We start from the raw sequence: 18,395 nt of genomic DNA, 5'->3' as shown, positions 1-18,395 counted from the left end.
ATTGCGAACATTGCCGTTTCCTCCGTGGTTATCCACCGTGGCCAGCTGCCTCTACACGCGCTTCGAGGCGACCTTTCAGGCCCGAGCCCGTGGATTCGCAGACTTCCGCGCGCTGCCCGCCGCCACCCTCGGGGTAGAACTCTTCCACCACCGCCGGCACGTCTTCTTCCAGCTCCTCGAACGCACCGTTGGCGAAGCCCCGACGTGCTGACTCGTCCAGTGCTCCCTGGTCAAACCCGCAGGCTCGGCGCTGTTCGTCCTGATCCCGGGCCTGGGCGATGGCCTGCTCCAGCGTCAACCCATCGCGCACCACCAGATCCACGTAGTAGATCGGTGCACGGTGGCTTTGCGTGGTGGACTTGCCGCGCAGCTTCAGTTCCAGCGGCAGGCAGGCCAGTAGCCCACCCGACACCGCGCTGAAATACTCCAGCCGTGCCGCCAGCGTGCGAATGGTGTTGAACGACGTGGTGCGCAGCACGAAGCTGCCCAGCGCATCGTCATCGCCTTCCCCCACAACCACGTTGAGCCGGGCGTAGGCCTTGCAGGCTCCTTGCGAGAACGCGCAGGCATCCGGCCCCGAACAGGGCAACGTGGCCACGCCCTCCTTGCCCGAGCGCCGGCAAGTCTCGCCATTGCCCACACACACCGGTCGCCCCGTGGTGCGGTCGAACAGCGAGTAGTCGGCCCGCAGGTTGAGGCTTGGATCGTTGAACAGCAGCCGCACCGGGATCGAACGCAGCTTCTGACCTTCCGCTTCCTTGCGCAGCTTTTCGTCCAGCGGATGCAGCAGCCAGCCATCGCGCCCCTGTACCTGGCTGGTCAGGGTGAACTGGTCGTCCTTCTCCGGCAGGCGCTTGCCGTTGCGTTCCACCACCCGGCCAATGGAAATCCGCCCGATCACGGGCGGGGTGATTGCCAGACCTTTCAGCATGTCGCTGTCCCCTCATCGTTATCGGAAGTCCGCGACAGCACGAACCGGCGCGCGCCGGGGCGGGTCACGGTGTACATGGCGGCGACGTCCGGGCACTCGGCGATGAGCCGTTTGGTGTCGAGCGTGGTGCCGTCCTTGGATCGCTTGAACGTCACGACGCCGTGGGCAAAGCGCGCCGTGCTGGCGTCGCCCATCGCTTGCTGGATCACCTGCTTGAGCGATTCGCTTTCATCCTCCATCGCTTCCAGCTCACCCTTGAGCGTCGCCAAGGCATCGAAGGCGCGGCCAAGGTCTTCATCGCCCGTGAAGTCCAGGCTGGTGTCGTTGCCGCGATAGAGCTTACGCAGGGCCGTGGCCGCCGATGCGCTGCCATCCGCCGGTGGCTGGATGTCCTTTTCCACGTGCTCCCAGAAGCGGGCTTCCAGCACCACCAGCCGGGCGATCACTTCCTCGTCCCGTTCGATGCGATGGATTTCCAGTTGCTGCCCGCACAGGAGCACGGCCACGTCGGCGGCGGCTTTGCCCGTGACCGCCAACTGGTGCTGCACTTGGAGCTGGACGTACTCAGGAACCCCGTCCTTCCACAGCCGCGAGCCGAACTCGCCCGCCGTTTTGCACTCCAGCACCTGCACATCCGGCACGCCGACGATTTCCCGGTCGATGTTCGCCAGCATGAACGGGAACGTCGGGTGTTGAAGCACGGCGTTGAGCTTGCGCACCTTGCGTCCGGTGCGCTCCTGGTAGGCCGTGGCCACCATCGGCTCCAGCAAGGTGCCCCAGTAGCGCGGATCGTCCTGTCCGGGGCGTACTTCTTCCGGCGGCGTGCGACCGGTCTTTTCCATCCAGAGTTCGAGCTGGCTCTTGTACGGACACAGGCCCACGGCGGCAGCGGCATCCGAGCTGCCGATGCCATTGCGCCGCACATCTAGCCACTGCCCATAGGGCAACTTCTTCGTATCGACCAGCCTCACGGCTCCGCTTTGCTTGTTCATCGGTGTCCTCCAGGCATAAAAAAGCCCGACCGATGCGCAAGCATCAGCCGGGCGATGGGTGGTTACTTTTCAAGGTGGCGTTACCAACTGGCGCGGTAGTAGATGTCCCAGCCGCGTTCCTGCAACTTCTTAGCCTGCACCACGATGCGCAGGGTGTAGTCGACGTCGCCTTCGGTCATCGGTTCGTCGCCCTCGCTGACGAAGTATTCGCTGGCCGACTCTGGATCGTCGTCCACCTGATCGAGCTGTTCTTCCAACTCGGCCAGCACATCGGGCGCGATGTAGGCGGGCCGGCAGTCGTCGTGGCCTTCCTGCACGTTGTTCACGAACCACCGGTGCAGGGGATCGAACTTTCGCCAGTAGCCCACCCGCACGGTCACGCCCGTGATCTCCATCAGGGTCGCGTCGTTGTCGGGCTTTTCCGTGGGTGGCGTGTAGCCAATGGCCTTGCCGATGGCTTGCCGAACCGGTGCCAGCTCCTCGCTGTAGGGCGGCAGGTGGAGCTTCGCTTCCAGATACATGTCGAGTCCCATGACATGCCTCCTGTCAGGCCACCAACTTCATCACTTCGTCCCACGCCCGCTGCTTGATCTGGGCACCTTGCCCAAACCACGCCGCATCCCGGCGGTGATCGTCGCTGCGTGCGCGGCGGTGGTGGTCGATGAACTCGGTGACGCCGTTCAACAGCCCCCACGCCGTGCCACGGCTAGAAGCCATCAGCGCACCGCGGCCACCGCCCTCGTACAGAGCGCGGACATTGGCGACGGCTTGCTCGTTGACCACCGAGACCTTCCCGTCCGGGCCTGCGTAGGTCAGCACGCGACGCAGCAGTCCTTCCACCGAGTCCGGATCGAGCGGACGCTCCACCAGCGCCTTCATGCGCGCCACGAACCCATCCCACGACGACACCGTGATGCCGAGCTGGCGCTTCACCACTTCCGGATCGAACTGGCTGCGATGCGGCACCTTGATAGCCCCGCTGGTATTGCCCAGTGCGATCTGCAAGGTGTTGTTGCACACCACCCGGACGCTGGTGAACTGCGCCGTGGTCGCCAGCGTGCCGTCGCAGGCCGTGGCCAGCAGCAGGTAGCCATCCACCCGGTCGCGGCCCTTCAGGCTGACGCTCTGGCCGGTACGCGCCAGCGCCCAGAACTTGCGGCCTTCGCGCAGCACGCCAGCCGTTTCCAGCTCGAAGCCACCCGCTTCGGTGAGGTCGCGGTAGAACTCCAGAATCTCGCCCGGCTGGACGACCTGGAAGCGCTTGGAGACCACGGCCAACGGCGCCTTGGTGTCGGAGCGGTACAACACTTTCTGCTCGGGGAAGGCCTGGATCACGCCCAGACCGTTCTGGCCGGTGACGTAGCGGACTTCAGCGTCCTCAATCGCCCAGTCCATGCCCGCGTTGGCCTTCCAGACTTCGATGGGCTGTTGCGCTTCGAGCTTCTTGCCCAGGCCATGCCACGGCGTCTCGCCGGCATAGGCCATCGTTTCGACCAGATGCATGTTCGTTTCCTCTCGATGAGGCGGCATAAACGCCGAAGGCCCGGGAATCCCCCGGGCCTTCGGCGTATGTCGCGTGGGTTGGTTGGATCAGGGCGCTTTCGAGATGCCGCTCTTGCAGCGGGCAAAGCCCAACAGCAAGGTGGCGACAACAACGAGCACGCAGGTCAGCGGGTCAGCCTTCTGCGGGATCATGCTTCTCCCCCTCGATGGGCGCCTCAGGGCGGATGCGCCCAAACGCGAGACAGAGCCTCCCCTGTCTCATGTGGGTGATATGTGCCTGAAACTTTTTCCAATCAACACCGACAACCGCTACGGAGAGTGATGCTGTTCGCAACGCGTCCTTACCTCACCCTCCGAAGCATTTCTGCTGAATCCGGGACGTCCGCATACTTCGCAGGTGCGCAGCGATGCCCTTTCTGCACGTCTGATCCAGACCCGTTGACGGAGCGAGGCCTCCCACACACGAAAGCGCAAGCTGCCAAATTTCTCCTTCACCTGCACGGCCACCACCTGCGGCGCACCGCGCTGATCGGTTTCTCGCTGGAGTTTGCTGCAAAGGTCATCCAGCAAGGCACACCAGCCATCCCCCACCATGCATCCCCAGCCCATGCTGCATTCGCGAGGTGGAACATGGCAGTTTGCGAAAATGCGGGGGTACCGGTCGTACAGGGCTTGCTCCAGCTCAGGGCTCATGACGCTTCCTCATGATCGAAAGCCCCATTTCACGATCTCGAAGCGGCACTCAATGTCGCCAGACGCGCCCTCGGCCGTGTTTCTCCCAGCGACACTACATGTCGTTATCGTGGCTAGGATGATCCTCGTCCATCCGCCGCTTCGCAGGCTCGCCAATGCCAAATCCCACCGCAGCCCGTCTCTCCAAGTCGCGCATCGTCGCTGGCCTCCAGTGCGAACGTCGCCTGTGGCTGGGCACATATCGGCGCGATGCGATGGAGACCTCTTCCGCGAATCAGGCTGTGCTGGATACCGGCAACGCCGTTGGTGATCTGGCCAGAGAGCTTTACGGACCCGGCTTGCTAATCGGCCACGTGGACGACACTGCCAAGGCCCTTGCCGAGACCGCCGATGCGCTGCAAGGCAAAGGCAAACGCAAGACGCTGTTCGAGGCGGCCTTCCAGCACAAGGATGTTCTGGTTCGCGCAGATGTCCTGAAGCCCATTCCGGGCGGCTACGACCTGATCGAGGTGAAATCTTCCACCTCCGCGAAGGACTACCACCTGGTCGACTGCGCCATCCAAGCCTGGGTGATCCGCAACGCAGGCATCACGCTTCGCCACGTGTATCTGGCGTACATCGACACGGCGTTCGTTTACGCGGGCGATGACGACTACAACGGCCTGCTGATGGCCGAGGACATCACGGCCGATATCGCCGACCTCATCGAGCAAGTCCCGGGTTGGGTACGCAGACTTCAGAAGGTGCTGCGTGGCGACGAGCCATCCATCACCACGGGCGAGCAGTGCTCCAAGCCTTTCGACTGCCCCTTCTTCGAGCATTGCCGCGCGCAGGAGCCCCAGGAGCCCAAGTATCCGGTCACGATCCTCAAGCGATCAGCCGCGCTCACCCGCGCGCTACTCGACGAGGGTTACGTGGATCTCCGCAAGGTACCCGCCGAACGGCTGACCAACCCCATCCATCAGCGCATCCGCAAGGCCTCGGTGACGGGGAAACCCTTTCTCGACCCGGCTGCAGCCGAACAACTCGACGAGCTCGGGTATCCACGCCATTACCTCGACTTCGAAACGATCAACTTCGCCATTCCGCGCTGGGCGGGCACGCGTCCCTATCAGCAAGTCCCCTTCCAATGGTCGTGCCAGATCGAACAGCGCGATGGCAGCCTTAAGGAACGCGTCTTCCTCGACCTGAGCGGCGACGATCCGACCCGCGACTTCGCGGAATCCTTGCTTCGCACGCTCGGCAGACGCGGCCCCATCCTCGTTTACAACCGGAGCTTCGAAGCAGGTCGGGTCAAGGAACTGGCCGACTGGTTTCCCGATCTGGCGGATGCCTTGCTGGCCTTGAACGAACGCATGGTGGATCTGCTGCCCATCACGCGTGAGCACTACTACCACCCCGCCATGCTGGGCTCGTGGTCGATCAAGAAAGTGTTGCCCACCATCGCCCCGGAGCTCGATTACGACGACCTGGACGATGTGGCCGATGGCGGCCAGGCGCAACTGGCCTACCTGGAGGCCGTCCACCCGGAAACGCCCACCGAGCGGCGCACCGTTCTGGATACGGCCCTGCGCCGCTACTGCGGTCGGGACACCATCGCGATGGTTCGCCTGCTGCAAGCCCTGACGGGCCGTTGATCCGTCCCGCGCCAGAGGCCATGCCGGCGCGCCCCACTTCCACAGGAATTCTTTCGTCATGCAGACGACCCTCGATTTCCCGCTCGAACAAGTCTTCCGCGAGGCCTATCTCGCCCAACTCGGTGCAAGCTTCGCCGAGTTCCGCGAGAACCCCCAAGGCACGCTGGAGAAATACGGCCAGCACGATGCCATCGCGATCATGCGGCTCGGCTACCGCCCCTTGCTCCCGGTGCAAGTTCGCCTGCGGGAGACGCTGCTGGCCCAATGGCGCGCCGAAGGCACCTGGGATGATTCCATGGCCGTGCATCCCGTCTCGCCCGGCGCCACAAGCCGCATCTTCCAGCACATCCGGCAAGCCATGGGAAGCATGCTGTACGCGGCCAAACAATGCCTGCCGGAGCATGGCAGGGCGCCGACCGGAAACACGTTCCGAACCCGGTGACCGCGCCACGTCAAAGCGACACTACATGTCGCATCGCATGGCATGATGGTATTCATCCCCAACCGGGGCTTCGATCCAGGATGCCGCCATGAACGATACTTCCCTGCGCTATCTGGAAATGTTGCGACAGATACCTCGTCTCCCGAATAGCATCACGGCGACCGACCTGCACCGCAAACTGCAGAGCCTCGGCCATGAGATCGACAAGCGCAGCATCGAGCGAGACCTCAACAAGCTTTCAGGCATGTTCCCGCTGACCACCAGTGATGGCCGACCGGCCCTGTGGAGCTGGGCACGCGAGGCCGACCTGACCCACCTACCGGCCCTAAATCCGGCGACTGCACTGACTTTGGAACTGGCGTATCGCCATCTGGATTCACTGTTGCCGCGTAGCGCTATCGTCGCCCTGGAACCGCTGTTCAAATCGGCACGCAAGGTGTTGGATGAAACCAACCAGACCGGGCTCGCGCGCTGGTCGGACAAGGTGGCCACCGTGCCGGAGAATCAACCGCTGATGCCTGCATCCATTGCAGCAAGCGTGCATGAAGCCGTCCATCAAGCCCTGCTGACGGAAAAGCGTCTTGAGATCGGCTATCGGGCCGCAGGGCAGGAACGCCCCAAGCGCTACCCGGTCAATCCGCTGGGCCTGGTCAGTCGGGGTGGCAGCTACTATCTGGTCGCCACGGCCCGCGACTACCCGGAGCCGCGCAACTTCGCCCTGCATCGCATGGCATCCGCCACACTGCTGGACGAGCCTGCCAGCAAGCCAACCAGCTTCAACCTGCGACGCTACATTGCGGAACACGGCTTCGAGTTGCCGCTAGGCGGCGATCTCAATCTCGAACTGCGGGTCTCGCCCTGGATGGCGAGCTATCTGGACGAACGCAAGCTGTCGCCCGACCAGACGCTCACTCCCATTCGCGGCCGCGAGGAACAACGCCTCAGCGCCACCGTAGCCAATACCGACCAACTGCGCTGGTGGCTGCGCAGCTTCGGGGCGAATGTCGAAGTGGTGAAGCCGGCCTCGCTACGCCGAAAGCTGGCCAGCGAGTTCGCCGAGATGGCGGAGCTGTATCAGGGTTAGTCCTTCAATCCTCGATCACCCGCTGGGCACGCACTTCCCGCTTCGCGACAGGCCATACCGTCTGGTAGTCATGGAACTCCAACGTCGCCTCGATCTCGTCGATGCAGGGCAGCATCTCCCACGGAAGCGGGAGATGATGGACGATGCAGTGGCTCAGGTAGGTCATGTGGCAGGTGCCTGAGAAAAGTGGATGGTCCGGGTCATGGAACTCGCTCCAGTTCTCGATCTCCCCGTTGTTCATGCCAAGGAAGTATTCGCAACCAACCCTGATCCGGTACTTGCCATCGCCTACATAGGTCTGGTCGATGCGGTCGTAGATCGACCGCACGGAGCCATGGTCCAAGGTCAGCATCACTGCCACGCTTGCAAGCATGCTCCAGTCGAAGATGGCGCCCGGCTGTCCCTTGAGAAGCACGCCGCGCGCCTCGCGCAGGCTTGCTTCCAGTTCCAGGTCGAGCGCATTGATCTGTTCGACCACCTGCTTTGCACGGTCGATCCATGCCGGCGGCGGCATGCGTGGTTCCACGCGCTCGAAACGCCACCATTCGCCGGTTCGCTTCCTGCGGGCCTGCTTGATGGCGCGCAAAGCAGGTGCCGCGACATCGCGCAAGCGCGCGTATGCCGCTTTGTACGCCTTCGGCAGGCCCTTCCCCACGGCCAATGCCTTCAGCTCGTCATGCACGTACTCGATGTCGGCATACGCCTGGCGAAGCTGGGCCTCCAGCTTCTCTTCCAGCGACTTCAGAATCAGGCCGTCAATGGCTTCGTAGGGCTCATACTCCCTTTTGACTCGCGCGGCCATGATGGCTCCGATGGTGGCTTCGCAAACTTAGGATGCACGTTCACCACGACACCCACTGTCGCATGGCCTACGTCAGCGCCACGAACTGCCAGACAGCGACGACAGGGTGTGGGCCGTTCTTAGGAACGAGAGCGCATGCACGCCCCAATGCGTCTCGAAACTGCGGCACCAGCACTCGCATGCACGTGCCTGGTGATCTGCATGACCCTGCAGCCACCACGCATAACCCATCAGCAGGCTTGCATGGATATCCACGAGGTCGCAGCGCATTTCGTTGAGAAGAACCGGGATACTTTCCGAGTACGCAGGCATCGGGGCGGGCATCCGCACCTCGCCTTCAATACGCCGGCGAGGCTCCACGCCCGACAGGGACTGGATGGCCGCCTCGACATCCAGCCGATAGGCACGCAGCGCATCATCCATGTCCGGCCAACGGCGCATGCAAGATGGCCAATCGAGATTCCTGCTTTCCACCAGGCTGAATTCGACGGCCACGGCATGCAGCCTGGCCACGCAGCGATGCAGCCATCGCCACTGCTCGATAGGCGAGCGGGCATCCTGGTTGGCACATGCCGCAATGAAGGCGCCCACGGCCTTGCCGTAGTTCCGGCATGCCGGGCTGGGATTTGTGTCGGGGGTCATGCGTCCACCTCGCGAGTGGAAGCATGCTGATTGACCGCGCCGACACCGGCTGTCGCATCACGCCGTCAAAGCGTTCACGAGCCCCGAAAGCGCCTCGCCAGCCGTGCTGCGCAAAGCCAAGTCCGCCTGGTCGGTCAACTGCGTGTGGAGCGGATTGATCTCCACCACCTTCGCACCGCGCTGCTTGGCCACGCCCGGCAGGCTCGCCGCAGGAAACACGAGGCCGGATGTCCCGATGGCGATCAGCAAATCACTTGCGGTCGCGCACCGCTCGGCCTTGCGCCACGCCAGTTGCGGCATGGGTTCGCCAAACCAGACCACACCGGGGCGAACGTAGCCGCCGCAGTGCGTACAACGAGGCGGCATCAATCGAAGTAACGGCTTGTGCGCCGCTTCCGACGGAATATGCACATCCTCGTGAGGTCTGCCGCAGGCAAAGCAGCGCGAGGCAAACAGGTTGCCATGCAGGTGGACGACATCCCTGGCGCCGGCACGCTCGTGGAGGTCGTCCACGTTCTGCGTGACGATCGACAGGCCCGGCTTGATGTTGGCTAGTTCCGCCAGCGCCCGATGACCCGCATGAGGCTGCGCGGCCCTCACCATCGCCATGCGCCACACGTACCAGCCCCAGACCAATGCCTTGTCCTGCTGGAACGCGCTCGCCGTGGACAGATCCTCGGGATCGAACTGCAACCACAAGCCATTCTGTGCATCGCGGAAGGTGGGAATGCCGCTTTCGGCGGACATCCCAGCCCCAGTCAGAACCACTACGCTTCGGGCAGCCCTGAACCAATGGGCCAGCTCAACGATGGGGTCGTTCTTTTGCATCGCCTTTTCCTTTCGCTCCGGCGGACTTACTCCGCGCCAATCCCCGTATAGGCTTCGAAGCGACGGGAGTCGTAGTGAAGCAGGCAGAACTCGTCATCCTCGTCCAGAAAGCCGAGGATGATGTCCAGGCGCTCACGAAAATAGATTGAACCCGACTCGAACGTGGTGTCGATGACCGGCTACTCCAGCACCTCCACCACCATCATCGGGACGTCGTAATCCGGCGTCCTGCGATTCTTCATGCCCGGCTTCCACTGCGCCAGCATGCCCGGCTGCAGGGACTGCTCGGTGCCGCTGGAGAACCGCAGGAAGCTCCCAGCCAATTCTGCGCAGTACCTGCGTGCCGCGACGCGCTTTTCGTCGGTGTTGCCGCCCACCAGCTTCAGGGTGCGGTTTTCGTGCGCTGGGATTTCCATGCTGACCTCCGTCGATTGATGGAGGCCATGCTGGCATCATCTGACGACATCTAATGTCGCTTCTAGCTACTCCGCCGTCTCACACACTTGCCGACATTCCACGTCGGCCCGAGAGCCTAGTCTTTCACAGGGTCCCATCAGAACCACGCCTTGTCTTTTGCCATCGACTTCGCCCTACCACCTCAAAGTTGACGTGGCATGCGATCAGCGATAAAGGTCACGGCGAATTCATGCTGGCCGCAGCGGATGGCGCACCGGTGCGAGGGGAGCCGCACAACTGCACGAACGATGAATCAGAACTACGGCCTGAAGTCGATGCGGATGTCTGATATTTGCTCTTGAGCCTCGGGCGGCAACTGCACGAGCCGCTCGGGAGGAAGTACTTCGCCAAATAGCTGCGCGCGTAACAAGTGTATCCGCTCCTGCACCACTGACGAACGCAGGTCGTCGTAGGTGCCCTTGACCGCGAGCGTGTACACCTCGATCTTCGGCGGCGTCACGCCATTTTGCAGCGCATCTTCACATGCGTTCATCCATGCGCTGTCCTCCCTGTCCACGCGTCCGATCTGCTGTTCGATCCGCCCTGGATTCCAGTCCAGGTGGAATAGGACCACCGTTCGGCACGCGCGATGGAGGTTCAGACCTTCGCTCATCACGTCCGCCTGGCCCAGGAGCACGCGCGGATTGAGATTCGGATGATTGAACGTGCCCTGCCGTGCGCGACGCGTCGGCGTCTTTGTATCACCGATCATCAGTTGCGCGAGTGGGCTCATGCGGAACACATAGTCGCCGCCATCGTTGCGCTGCAACTCGTCCTTGAGCTGGTCGACAATCCTGTTCCAACTCTGAACTTCCCGGTTGGCCTTCTGCTCGTCGTCGTCTTCGGGTGGATCGGGATCGCGCAGGCTCGCGAGGCGATTGCGAGCTTCCACGCGCACGGAATCCCTCTCGTCGGGCGTGTCGACGATCCACAGCTGATCCTCAACACAGAGTTGCTGGACCAGCCACGTAGTCAGCACACCAACCAGCTCCACGGAGAGCTTGGGAACGAGCCCGGCCTCTTCCACCACGCGACTGCATACATCACGCAACTGCTCGCGCTCCCGCACGTATTGCGCCGTGAACTCCGCGGCCTTCGACTCGAATTGCTGGTCGCTCATTGTGGCGAGACCGAACTCCGGATCGAGGCGCCAGCGCTGCATGTCAGGATCGGCGGCCCGCACGCCCAGCGGCAACGGGATCGGCTTCACGTCTCGCATATGCCGCAGGTAGTGGCGAATGTTCAGGCTGCGGTTCAGCGCATGCAGGGAGGCCAGGTATTCGCCGAAAACCAGCACTTTCTCCCCTTCACGGCCGCCCGCGAGCTTCTCGATCAACCGTACGGCCTCCCGCACGCGCGGGTGCCATTGCAACGCATAACGCGGATCGTCACCGACCTTGCCGAGCTGCTCCCTATCCTCCCCTGCGGCGACCGCGCGCCAGTATTCGCAGCGTTGTAATCGGGCCTTTTTAGCCTGGTCCACGACGGCCGCCACGACCGCAGCCGCTTCACTGCTCTGCTCTGGCTCTTTCTTGTCGCCATCCGCGTCCCGGACAGACTCCGAGAGGTGCGGCAGGGCCTGCGAAAAGCGAATGCCCGCCGTCTTCAGTTCGTGTCCGACGCTCGCACCCCGAGCCGCCGCGGCCAGCGCCTCGGACAACGCGAGCTTGCGGCGCTCGTCCGGTCGCAAACAGGCCGGCGCAAGCGAGTGCGTGATGTATTTGCGATGAGGATGCGCGCTATTCGGCACGCCAGGCAATTCCGAGTAACGCTTGACCAACGGATGATCGCGCCATAGGCGCCGCGTGACGACGTCTCGCAATTTCAGCTGAAATTCGCCGGCGGCCTCTCTGAGTTCGTTGATTTCGCCTTGCGACCCTGAGCGCAGTTTATCGACCGCTTCGGCATAGCGTTTCACGACCCCGCCAAGGCTCACGACCCGATCTGCACCCAAGCCAAGTCGGCTAAAGATCGCCTTCCACTGATCGACATCGAGCTCCATGGGCGTAGCAGTCAGCGCGACTCGCTTCGACGGCTTCGCCCGTGAGTCCGACATCAGGATATGGTCGATCAGCTTGGTCAGCCGGCTGCGCAATTTACCCTGCGCCTGCTTTTCCGCGAGACTGAGATTCGCGCCCGCGCGGCTCTTGTGCGCCTCGTCGATGATGAGCAAGTCGAAGTTGCCCAACAGTTCGCCGATCGTGTTCTGAAACAGCTCGGCGCGCTGTTCGTCTTTGAAGGTTTCCGGCGCCGGCTTGCCGAGCATGGCTGCCCCTAGCCGACGGCGCAAACCGGCACTGCCTTGTTCGCCGATGTACCGCGCGGCGCGCTCCTGCATCGCGCTGACCACCAGTTTTCCGGCGCCGTATGCAACAAAGCCCGCAGCCTTCCTGGCGAGGTAAGGCAGTGCCCATAGCTCCTGGTTCACCACCTTGCCCACCGGGGGCAAGCCGAATCCGTGCGAGATGAACAGAATCGGGAATGCGTCGGCCAGCGGATACGGGCTATCGTCGACGTTGCCGCCAGCTTCGTCGCCATCGCTGTCGTCAGCGAATAGATCCGCGTAAGTCCGCAGGAAGCGATGCGGGAGCGGGTTCGGTAACCAAGGCAGCGACAGCGCGCTCAAATGCCCCAGGAAGCCTTGTAGTTCCTCGCTCTGCCATTGATAAGCTAGTCCCGGTGGAATCAGCACGGCGACGCGACCTCCGCTCGCCGCCACGCAGACCGCGAGCGCGATGGCCAAGCGCGTCTTGCCGAGCCCGACTTCATCGGCAACCAACACGCCTGGCTCCTCTCTGAGCCGCTTTGCCATCCAGCGTAGTGAAGCATGTTGATTGGCCCGCCACAGCGCCTCGATACTGGCGATCTGTTCGAGCCGCTCCAGCGCCAGATTCCAGTCCGAAGCGCTATTCCTATTGTGGTTTGCTCGGCTTACGCGCATACAGCCCTCGCGTTAGAAGGCGCGCACCATGCCCCGCGCAAGTCTCGAAGGAAGACCTGGTACGACGCGAGAAGGTCTGGTTGCTCTGCGAACCAGGTCGGCACGAAGCCCGGCTTGTCCAGCGCGTCGAACAGGTCGACGTCGAGTGCCCGGATCGCCTCCCGCTCGGCGGTCGCCGTCTGCTCCAGCAGCAACGCACGCAGCTGCGCCAGCCAGTAAGGGAATTCCTCGGGCGTCGTCAGCACGTTGCGCTGCGCGATCGTCTCGACCAGCATCGCGAGCGTCCGCAAAGGGTAGCGAGCCGAACAGACATGCGTAGCCGTGGCGGGCACCGTAGCGTGGCCGAAGTCGTCGTCGCCCTCGTGATCGTGCGGCGGGAGCGCGGGGAATACGAGTAGTGCCTGCAGGATGCTCGCCATTTCCAACTGCGGCATCGCGCGCCTGCCCAACAGCCCGTTCGCGGAAAGCACGGCTATATCCCAGCCAGCACCGACGGCTTGCGACGCTGGGTCCACGCTCGTCACACGTACCGACGGAGGACAGACAGCCCCCCATAGCACGGACTCTTGGTCCGGTTCGACCGGCAACCAGCGACCGTCGGACGCTTGCAACCACAGCGTCGTCGGCAGCACTTCGCTGCGAACGAGGTGCAGATGCTCGCCAATCTGACGCAATAGCAGCACGGGCGGTGGATCGAGCGGCTCGAACATGTCTTCGCCCTGGCCCTCGACTGCATTCTTCAGATCCGCTGCCGATGTCCATCCTCCGCATGCAAGACGCTGCCAGACGCGCGCGATACGTTCTTTTGGCAACAGGACCACGCCGGCCTCGACATTGCCGATGCGCGAAGCAATCGAAACACGGCCGTCGAGGTTTGCCCGCGTGAGGAAACCACGGTGCGAGAGATTGCCGGAACCGAGGTAGAGAAAGGCCAGCGTCGCAGTGGCGTCATCCTCGCCACTGACACGATCGAGCCCGGCGATGTACTTGGCGTGCATAAGCTTGCGGCCGCCCCTCGGCTTCTTCTCCAGCGGATCGCGCGGCAGGCATAGCCACCATTGCCCGGCCCGGCTTTGCAGCAGCCCGCGTTCGCCCACCTTGGTTTTGCGCAATTGCTCGAACCAGTCCGCAATACCACCAGCTCGTTCGGGATTGAAAACCAACAGACGCTTGCCGGGATTGCCCAGCGACTCCAGTTTTTCCAGCACCGTGGGTTTCGAATCCGCGGTCGACTTACTCGCTTGCTCGAAGAAGCCCGAGCCCGCTACTAAAGTCGAGACGCCTTTCTTCGGGAAACGCGTCCGGACCTGATCGAAAAGCGACCGATCCAGACTGTGAATGAATTGTGGTCTCAGACGCGATGCGGCCCCGCGTACCTGCATCCGCTCGCGCCAGACCTTCAGCCACCCGGTGACGAGCAAATCGTTGGCGAGGCTGGCGTAGTGCTTGCCGTAGAGGCTGTGCAACATCCGCTCGAAGAATCCGAACGCGGCATGGACGTCGACTAGCGCCTGGGTTGCGTTCACCTCCTCGCTTTGCTCGTCCCACTCTGTCGTCCAGAACAGGTCGATCTGCGCTTGGCGCCCCCAGGTTTCGGCGATCCAGTTCCCGGTGGAGACGACGAGACGCCAGCGCCGCGGCGCCCCAAGCGTCGATGGCCCGAAACCCATGAGCGCCACTTTCGCGTGCATTAGTGACGTGCGGCTGCGCCATATCTCCTTTAGGCAAGGCGCGAGTTGCAGCAGACCCGGAACCGGTTGCGCCTGCGACTGCCGGTTCGATGCGTCGACAAGCAGCAGTCCACGTACGAGGCCTCTGGCCCGGCGCTGAGCTGGAGTCTCGTTCGTGAACGCAGTCAGCGCCCGCTCGACGGTTTCTGCGTCGCTGCTGAGTCCGCAGAGCAGCAGATGCGTGCCGTGCTCGCCTTGCGGTGGCGAGAAGAGCGTTTCGAGGTCGCCTCGGTCGTTGATGTCGCTCATGGCTGCGCCTCCGCGTCGGCGAGCAACTGTCGCAATCGCAACAGCGGGCGCGGTACGCGGTAGGTGTCTTCCTGTATGTCGTTTTCCTGCAGATCGTAGGCGTCATCGGCCACCAGTGGCTTGCCGCTGTAGGCCACACCCTGGTCGATGCGCCCATCGATCACAGAGAACACCATTGGCGCACGCGCGGCCAGCAACGCGACTCGCTCCTCCAACCCGCGCGAAGCCGATTGCTCCGCGCAAAAGCCTGACGCATCCACTGGTGTCCCCGACGCAGCACCCGCCCGCAGCACGTCGCAGTCACGGCCCAGCGCGGCGAAAGCATCGGCCACGTCCTGGCGTTCCGCCAACGCGCGCACCTTCTGCGCCGAGCTACGGATCGCATTGCTCATCGCCTGCGCAGCATGCAAGGTGCTTGCTCGCACGTCCTCGAACGCGAAACACGTAGCGAGCCTCGCGGCATGCTCGGCGTGCTGCACATTCGCAAGGAAATCGCCGCGGCCGCTCTTGGTCGCAAGCGTTGCGTCGGTATGGCGCCCCAGCAATCTCTCCAGATCCGCTCGACGCGCATCGTCGCGCACACGCGCCAGCACGAGACGCTTTTCCGCTTCGCTGGCCAGCGATGGCTGGAGGGCAGCCTTGATCGCCGGATGCACTTTTTTAGTGTCCCTATTGCCTTCCTCGATCCAGTCCCTCAGCCAGCTGCGTGCATCTCCGCCAAGTTCCTTTCCGCTCGCGAACGCCAGCTCGGCGAGCTCGATGCCGGCAGGCGTCAGCTCTAGCACGCTAAAGCGCGCCTCCTCGCGAACACAAAGTTTTAGCCCCGGCAGCGCTCGCGTCGCGGAGCGGCGGAACGGGACGGTGACGTACGCGCCACCCTTCGCAATGTCGCTGAACGAGAGGCTGGTGCGGCCAGCGAATTTGCGCTTGCCCTGCACGCGATGTTCCGACCGGGCTTGCGGGTCACGGCGCACCACGATCCAGCTCGCGAATGCTTCCAGCGCTTCCGCAATGCGCGCGGCTGTAGCCGGCGTATCGACCTCCTGCGCGAGGCGCAGTCCCATGCATGCCCAGCTGAGCTGGCGCACAAAAAACGCACCGCCCAGGCCGGGCACAGCCCATTCGTTGAAGCCCATGATCGCGCGTCGTAGGCCAAAATCCAGCCGCAAACGCATCTGGGCAAAATCCTTCGGTTCCACCGCACCCCACATGACCCCTACCTTCGTATTGTTTGTCGACCACATCAATCCAGTTCTTACTGAAGAAACCCGATGCCGGGCTTGGACACCGCCTTGAGTGCAGTCTCATCCTTCAACGCCGCCAAGAATCCCTCAAAGCAGGTGACTGGAAGAAACCGTTGTTGGCGCATTACAGCAGCGAAGTCACCCGGTGTGACATACCGAAGATGGGCGACAGCGAAGTGTTCCACATTCTCCGGCAAAGCAAAGCTCAATCGTTCCCCATATCGCCGCAGCAAGGCCGCAGCTTGCCTTGCCTGCAGGTAATCGAACTTCACCTTCAGATCAAAGCGCCGCAACGCTGCTTGATCTATTCCGGCCATCAGGTTGGTTGATGCCACGAAAATACCCTGGAATGATTCCATTTGAGTCAGCATTTCGTTGACGAGGGTAGCTTCCCAGCTACGACTGGAACCTTCGCGCTCGCGCAGGAAGCTGTCCACCTCGTCGATGAGCAGCAACGCACCATCACGCGTCGCCGCATGGAAGGCCTCGGCGATGTTGCGCTCGTTTTCACCCACGTACGGCGACATCAGGTCCGAGGCGCGCCTCACCAGCAAAGGCATGTCCAGTTGATCGGCCAGCCAGCGGCCATAGGCCGTCTTACCTGTGCCAGGCGGCCCATACAGGCACAGGCGCGCCGAGCGCGAATCATTGAGTCGTGCGGCGATCGCCGCCAAGTCCACATCGGCATTGATGAAAGCCGGGTCGTAGATGTCCGGCAGCGATTGCGCATCCTTGTTCCCCAGACGGGCATGACCCTGCGCTACCAGCGTGCTGTCCACCAGGTGCAGCAACGCCTTGCCCGCCTGCTCGCGCGACAGATCGGCTCCCAAGCGACGCATGACGCCGTTGGCCTGAGCCACCACCGCCGGTGCAAGCTTTTCCTCCTGCGCCAGCCTCCGCACGACGCCATCTTCGACGGCGTCTGCGCATAGCGTGCGCACGATGTGTTCGCGCTGCACCCTGGGCGGAACGGGGACTTCCACCACCATGTCGAAGCGGCGGATAAAGGCAGGATCGATGTCGTCGACACGGTTGGACAACCACAGTGTCGGGATCGCATTGCCCTCCAGCAGCCGGTTCATCCACGCCTTGTGCGACTTGGCCGTGCTTGCCTTCCCAAAACCACCATCGTTGAACACGTCTTCCATTTCATCGAAGACGATGAGCGCACCACTGTTGGCGAGAAAGCTCTGGCCTGCACGCACGGCACGCAGGCGCTGCTCTGCACCGAGCGGGTCGCCATCGTCATCCGCATCAGCCACCTCGAAGAGCTCGCTGCCCACTTCGGCAGCAAGGACGCGCGCCAGTTGGCTCTTGCCCGTGCCGGGCGAGCCATGCAGGAAGATGTTCACGCCCTTGCGACCTTCCCGAAGTACCTGCTTCAGGTAGGGCACGAGAATGTCGAGGGAGGCACCGAGATGGGGGTAGTCGGCCAGGGTCAAGGTTGCCGCGGAGGCAAGCTCGACACGGCCTCGGAGCAGCACCGCCGGATCAGCCTCCCCGGCGAGCATGACCTCAACAAAGTTTCTTGAGATCAGATTCAGCCGATCCTTGATGTCGCAGCAGTCATCCAAATCCAGCCGCACCAAGCCGCATCGCGACAATGCGCTTCGTCCGCTGAAAGCGTTCCTTATGTCAGCCTCCGGCAGGCAAAGGATGGCGGAAAAATGGGCGAACAGCCGCTGCGAGGACTGGCAGCCAAGGCCAAGGTACTGCATGACTTCAACCAGATGTTTCTCGCTGTGCACCATGACGGCAAAGCCAATCAGCGCCTGCTCGACCTCGTTCAGGCTGGTCAACCTGGCCAGGCGCCTGATGTTGCGGGTCAGCGTCGCCGGCCAGCAGCAGTCGTCCGCCACGCGCTCGATGTCGCGGTGAAGAACCCGTAACCGTGCGGTCACCGCACGTTGATCGAACTCCTCATCCTGTTTGTCGACCCAGGCTCCCAAGCCAACGGCTCTGGCCACGTTGTCGTCATCCAGGCCTTCCTTCTGCACCAGCCTCTGGTATCCACGCAACGGCACCAAGCACCGCAGCATCCACAGACGGACGATGGCCGGCACCTCAGCCTCGGCCAACGACGACCCACCCATCTTGCGTAGCTCTTTAATCGAGATAACCATGGAGACAGCCCCTTTTCTCCATGCCATCATCCGTATTGAAGCGACACATGGCGTCGCACCACGCTCAACTTGGCGCTCGCTCTGTGGCGTGCTGCTGG

Annotated in this window: 15 protein-coding genes; 3 read left to right on the top strand and 12 right to left on the bottom strand. The window is 62.9% G+C overall.

Going from position 1 to position 18,395, the window contains the following annotated elements:
* Nucleotides 1-28: 28 nt before the first annotated feature.
* The 4 genes from ACVCMC_RS16575 to ACVCMC_RS16560 form a co-directional block, all read right to left on the bottom strand.
* Nucleotides 29-931: a recombination directionality factor gene (locus tag ACVCMC_RS16575; RefSeq protein WP_447098099.1), complete on the bottom strand. Its 903-nt coding sequence runs from the start codon at nucleotides 929-931 to the stop codon at nucleotides 29-31.
* The gene (locus ACVCMC_RS16570; RefSeq protein ID WP_447098098.1) at nucleotides 925-1,923 is read right to left on the bottom strand and encodes a YqaJ viral recombinase family nuclease; all 999 of its coding nucleotides are present in this window, start codon (nucleotides 1,921-1,923) and stop codon (nucleotides 925-927) included. Before ACVCMC_RS16570 ends, ACVCMC_RS16575 begins: the two co-directional genes overlap by 7 nt.
* An 80-nt stretch (nucleotides 1,924-2,003) precedes the next feature.
* Complete coding sequence (locus tag ACVCMC_RS16565) at nucleotides 2,004-2,456, bottom strand: hypothetical protein (protein ID WP_447098097.1); 453 nt, start codon at nucleotides 2,454-2,456, stop codon at nucleotides 2,004-2,006.
* 13 nt (nucleotides 2,457-2,469) lie between these two features.
* The gene (locus ACVCMC_RS16560) at nucleotides 2,470-3,426 is read right to left on the bottom strand and encodes a DUF932 domain-containing protein (protein ID WP_447098096.1); all 957 of its coding nucleotides are present in this window, start codon (nucleotides 3,424-3,426) and stop codon (nucleotides 2,470-2,472) included.
* Between the two features lie 848 nt (nucleotides 3,427-4,274).
* Between ACVCMC_RS16560 and ACVCMC_RS16555 the strand changes: the two genes are divergently transcribed.
* The 3 genes from ACVCMC_RS16555 (at nucleotide 4,275) to ACVCMC_RS16545 (ending at nucleotide 7,282) form a co-directional block, all read left to right on the top strand.
* On the top strand, nucleotides 4,275-5,756 hold the full coding sequence (locus tag ACVCMC_RS16555; RefSeq protein ID WP_447098095.1) for a DUF2779 domain-containing protein: 1,482 nt from the start codon (nucleotides 4,275-4,277) through the stop codon (nucleotides 5,754-5,756).
* 58 nt (nucleotides 5,757-5,814) lie between these two features.
* Nucleotides 5,815-6,198 carry a hypothetical protein gene (locus ACVCMC_RS16550; RefSeq protein ID WP_447098094.1) on the top strand — a complete coding sequence of 128 codons (384 nt, stop codon included), beginning with the start codon at nucleotides 5,815-5,817 and terminating at the stop codon, nucleotides 6,196-6,198.
* A gap of 88 nt (nucleotides 6,199-6,286) precedes the next feature.
* Nucleotides 6,287-7,282, top strand: coding sequence for a helix-turn-helix transcriptional regulator (locus tag ACVCMC_RS16545; RefSeq protein WP_447098093.1), 996 nt, complete (start codon nucleotides 6,287-6,289; stop codon nucleotides 7,280-7,282).
* Nucleotides 7,283-7,286: 4 nt separating this feature from the next.
* Here ACVCMC_RS16545 and ACVCMC_RS16540 read toward each other — a convergent pair whose 3' ends face one another.
* The 8 genes from ACVCMC_RS16540 to ACVCMC_RS16505 form a co-directional block, all read right to left on the bottom strand.
* A complete protein-coding gene (locus tag ACVCMC_RS16540) occupies nucleotides 7,287-8,084 on the bottom strand; it encodes a hypothetical protein (protein ID WP_447098092.1) in 798 nt (265 codons plus the stop codon).
* A gap of 72 nt (nucleotides 8,085-8,156) precedes the next feature.
* Nucleotides 8,157-8,726: a hypothetical protein gene (locus ACVCMC_RS16535; RefSeq protein ID WP_447098091.1), complete on the bottom strand. Its 570-nt coding sequence runs from the start codon at nucleotides 8,724-8,726 to the stop codon at nucleotides 8,157-8,159.
* Between the two features lie 57 nt (nucleotides 8,727-8,783).
* Nucleotides 8,784-9,554, bottom strand: coding sequence for an SIR2 family NAD-dependent protein deacylase (locus ACVCMC_RS16530; protein ID WP_447098090.1), 771 nt, complete (start codon nucleotides 9,552-9,554; stop codon nucleotides 8,784-8,786).
* A 179-nt stretch (nucleotides 9,555-9,733) separates the two neighbouring features.
* On the bottom strand, nucleotides 9,734-9,970 hold the full coding sequence (locus ACVCMC_RS16525) for a hypothetical protein (RefSeq protein WP_447098089.1): 237 nt from the start codon (nucleotides 9,968-9,970) through the stop codon (nucleotides 9,734-9,736).
* A 299-nt stretch (nucleotides 9,971-10,269) separates the two neighbouring features.
* Complete coding sequence (locus tag ACVCMC_RS16520) at nucleotides 10,270-12,951, bottom strand: helicase-related protein (RefSeq protein WP_447098088.1); 2,682 nt, start codon at nucleotides 12,949-12,951, stop codon at nucleotides 10,270-10,272.
* Nucleotides 12,942-14,930, bottom strand: coding sequence for a hypothetical protein (locus ACVCMC_RS16515; RefSeq protein ID WP_447098087.1), 1,989 nt, complete (start codon nucleotides 14,928-14,930; stop codon nucleotides 12,942-12,944). Before ACVCMC_RS16515 ends, ACVCMC_RS16520 begins: the two co-directional genes overlap by 10 nt.
* Nucleotides 14,927-16,141: a hypothetical protein gene (locus ACVCMC_RS16510; protein WP_447098086.1), complete on the bottom strand. Its 1,215-nt coding sequence runs from the start codon at nucleotides 16,139-16,141 to the stop codon at nucleotides 14,927-14,929. Before ACVCMC_RS16510 ends, ACVCMC_RS16515 begins: the two co-directional genes overlap by 4 nt.
* Before the next feature lie 44 nt (nucleotides 16,142-16,185).
* A complete protein-coding gene (locus tag ACVCMC_RS16505) occupies nucleotides 16,186-18,297 on the bottom strand; it encodes an AAA family ATPase (protein ID WP_447098085.1) in 2,112 nt (703 codons plus the stop codon).
* Nucleotides 18,298-18,395: the final 98 nt, after the last annotated feature.

Source organism: Rhodanobacter sp. UC4452_H20 (assembly GCF_052978205.1).
This window is presented reverse-complemented; position numbering and strand designations above follow the sequence as displayed.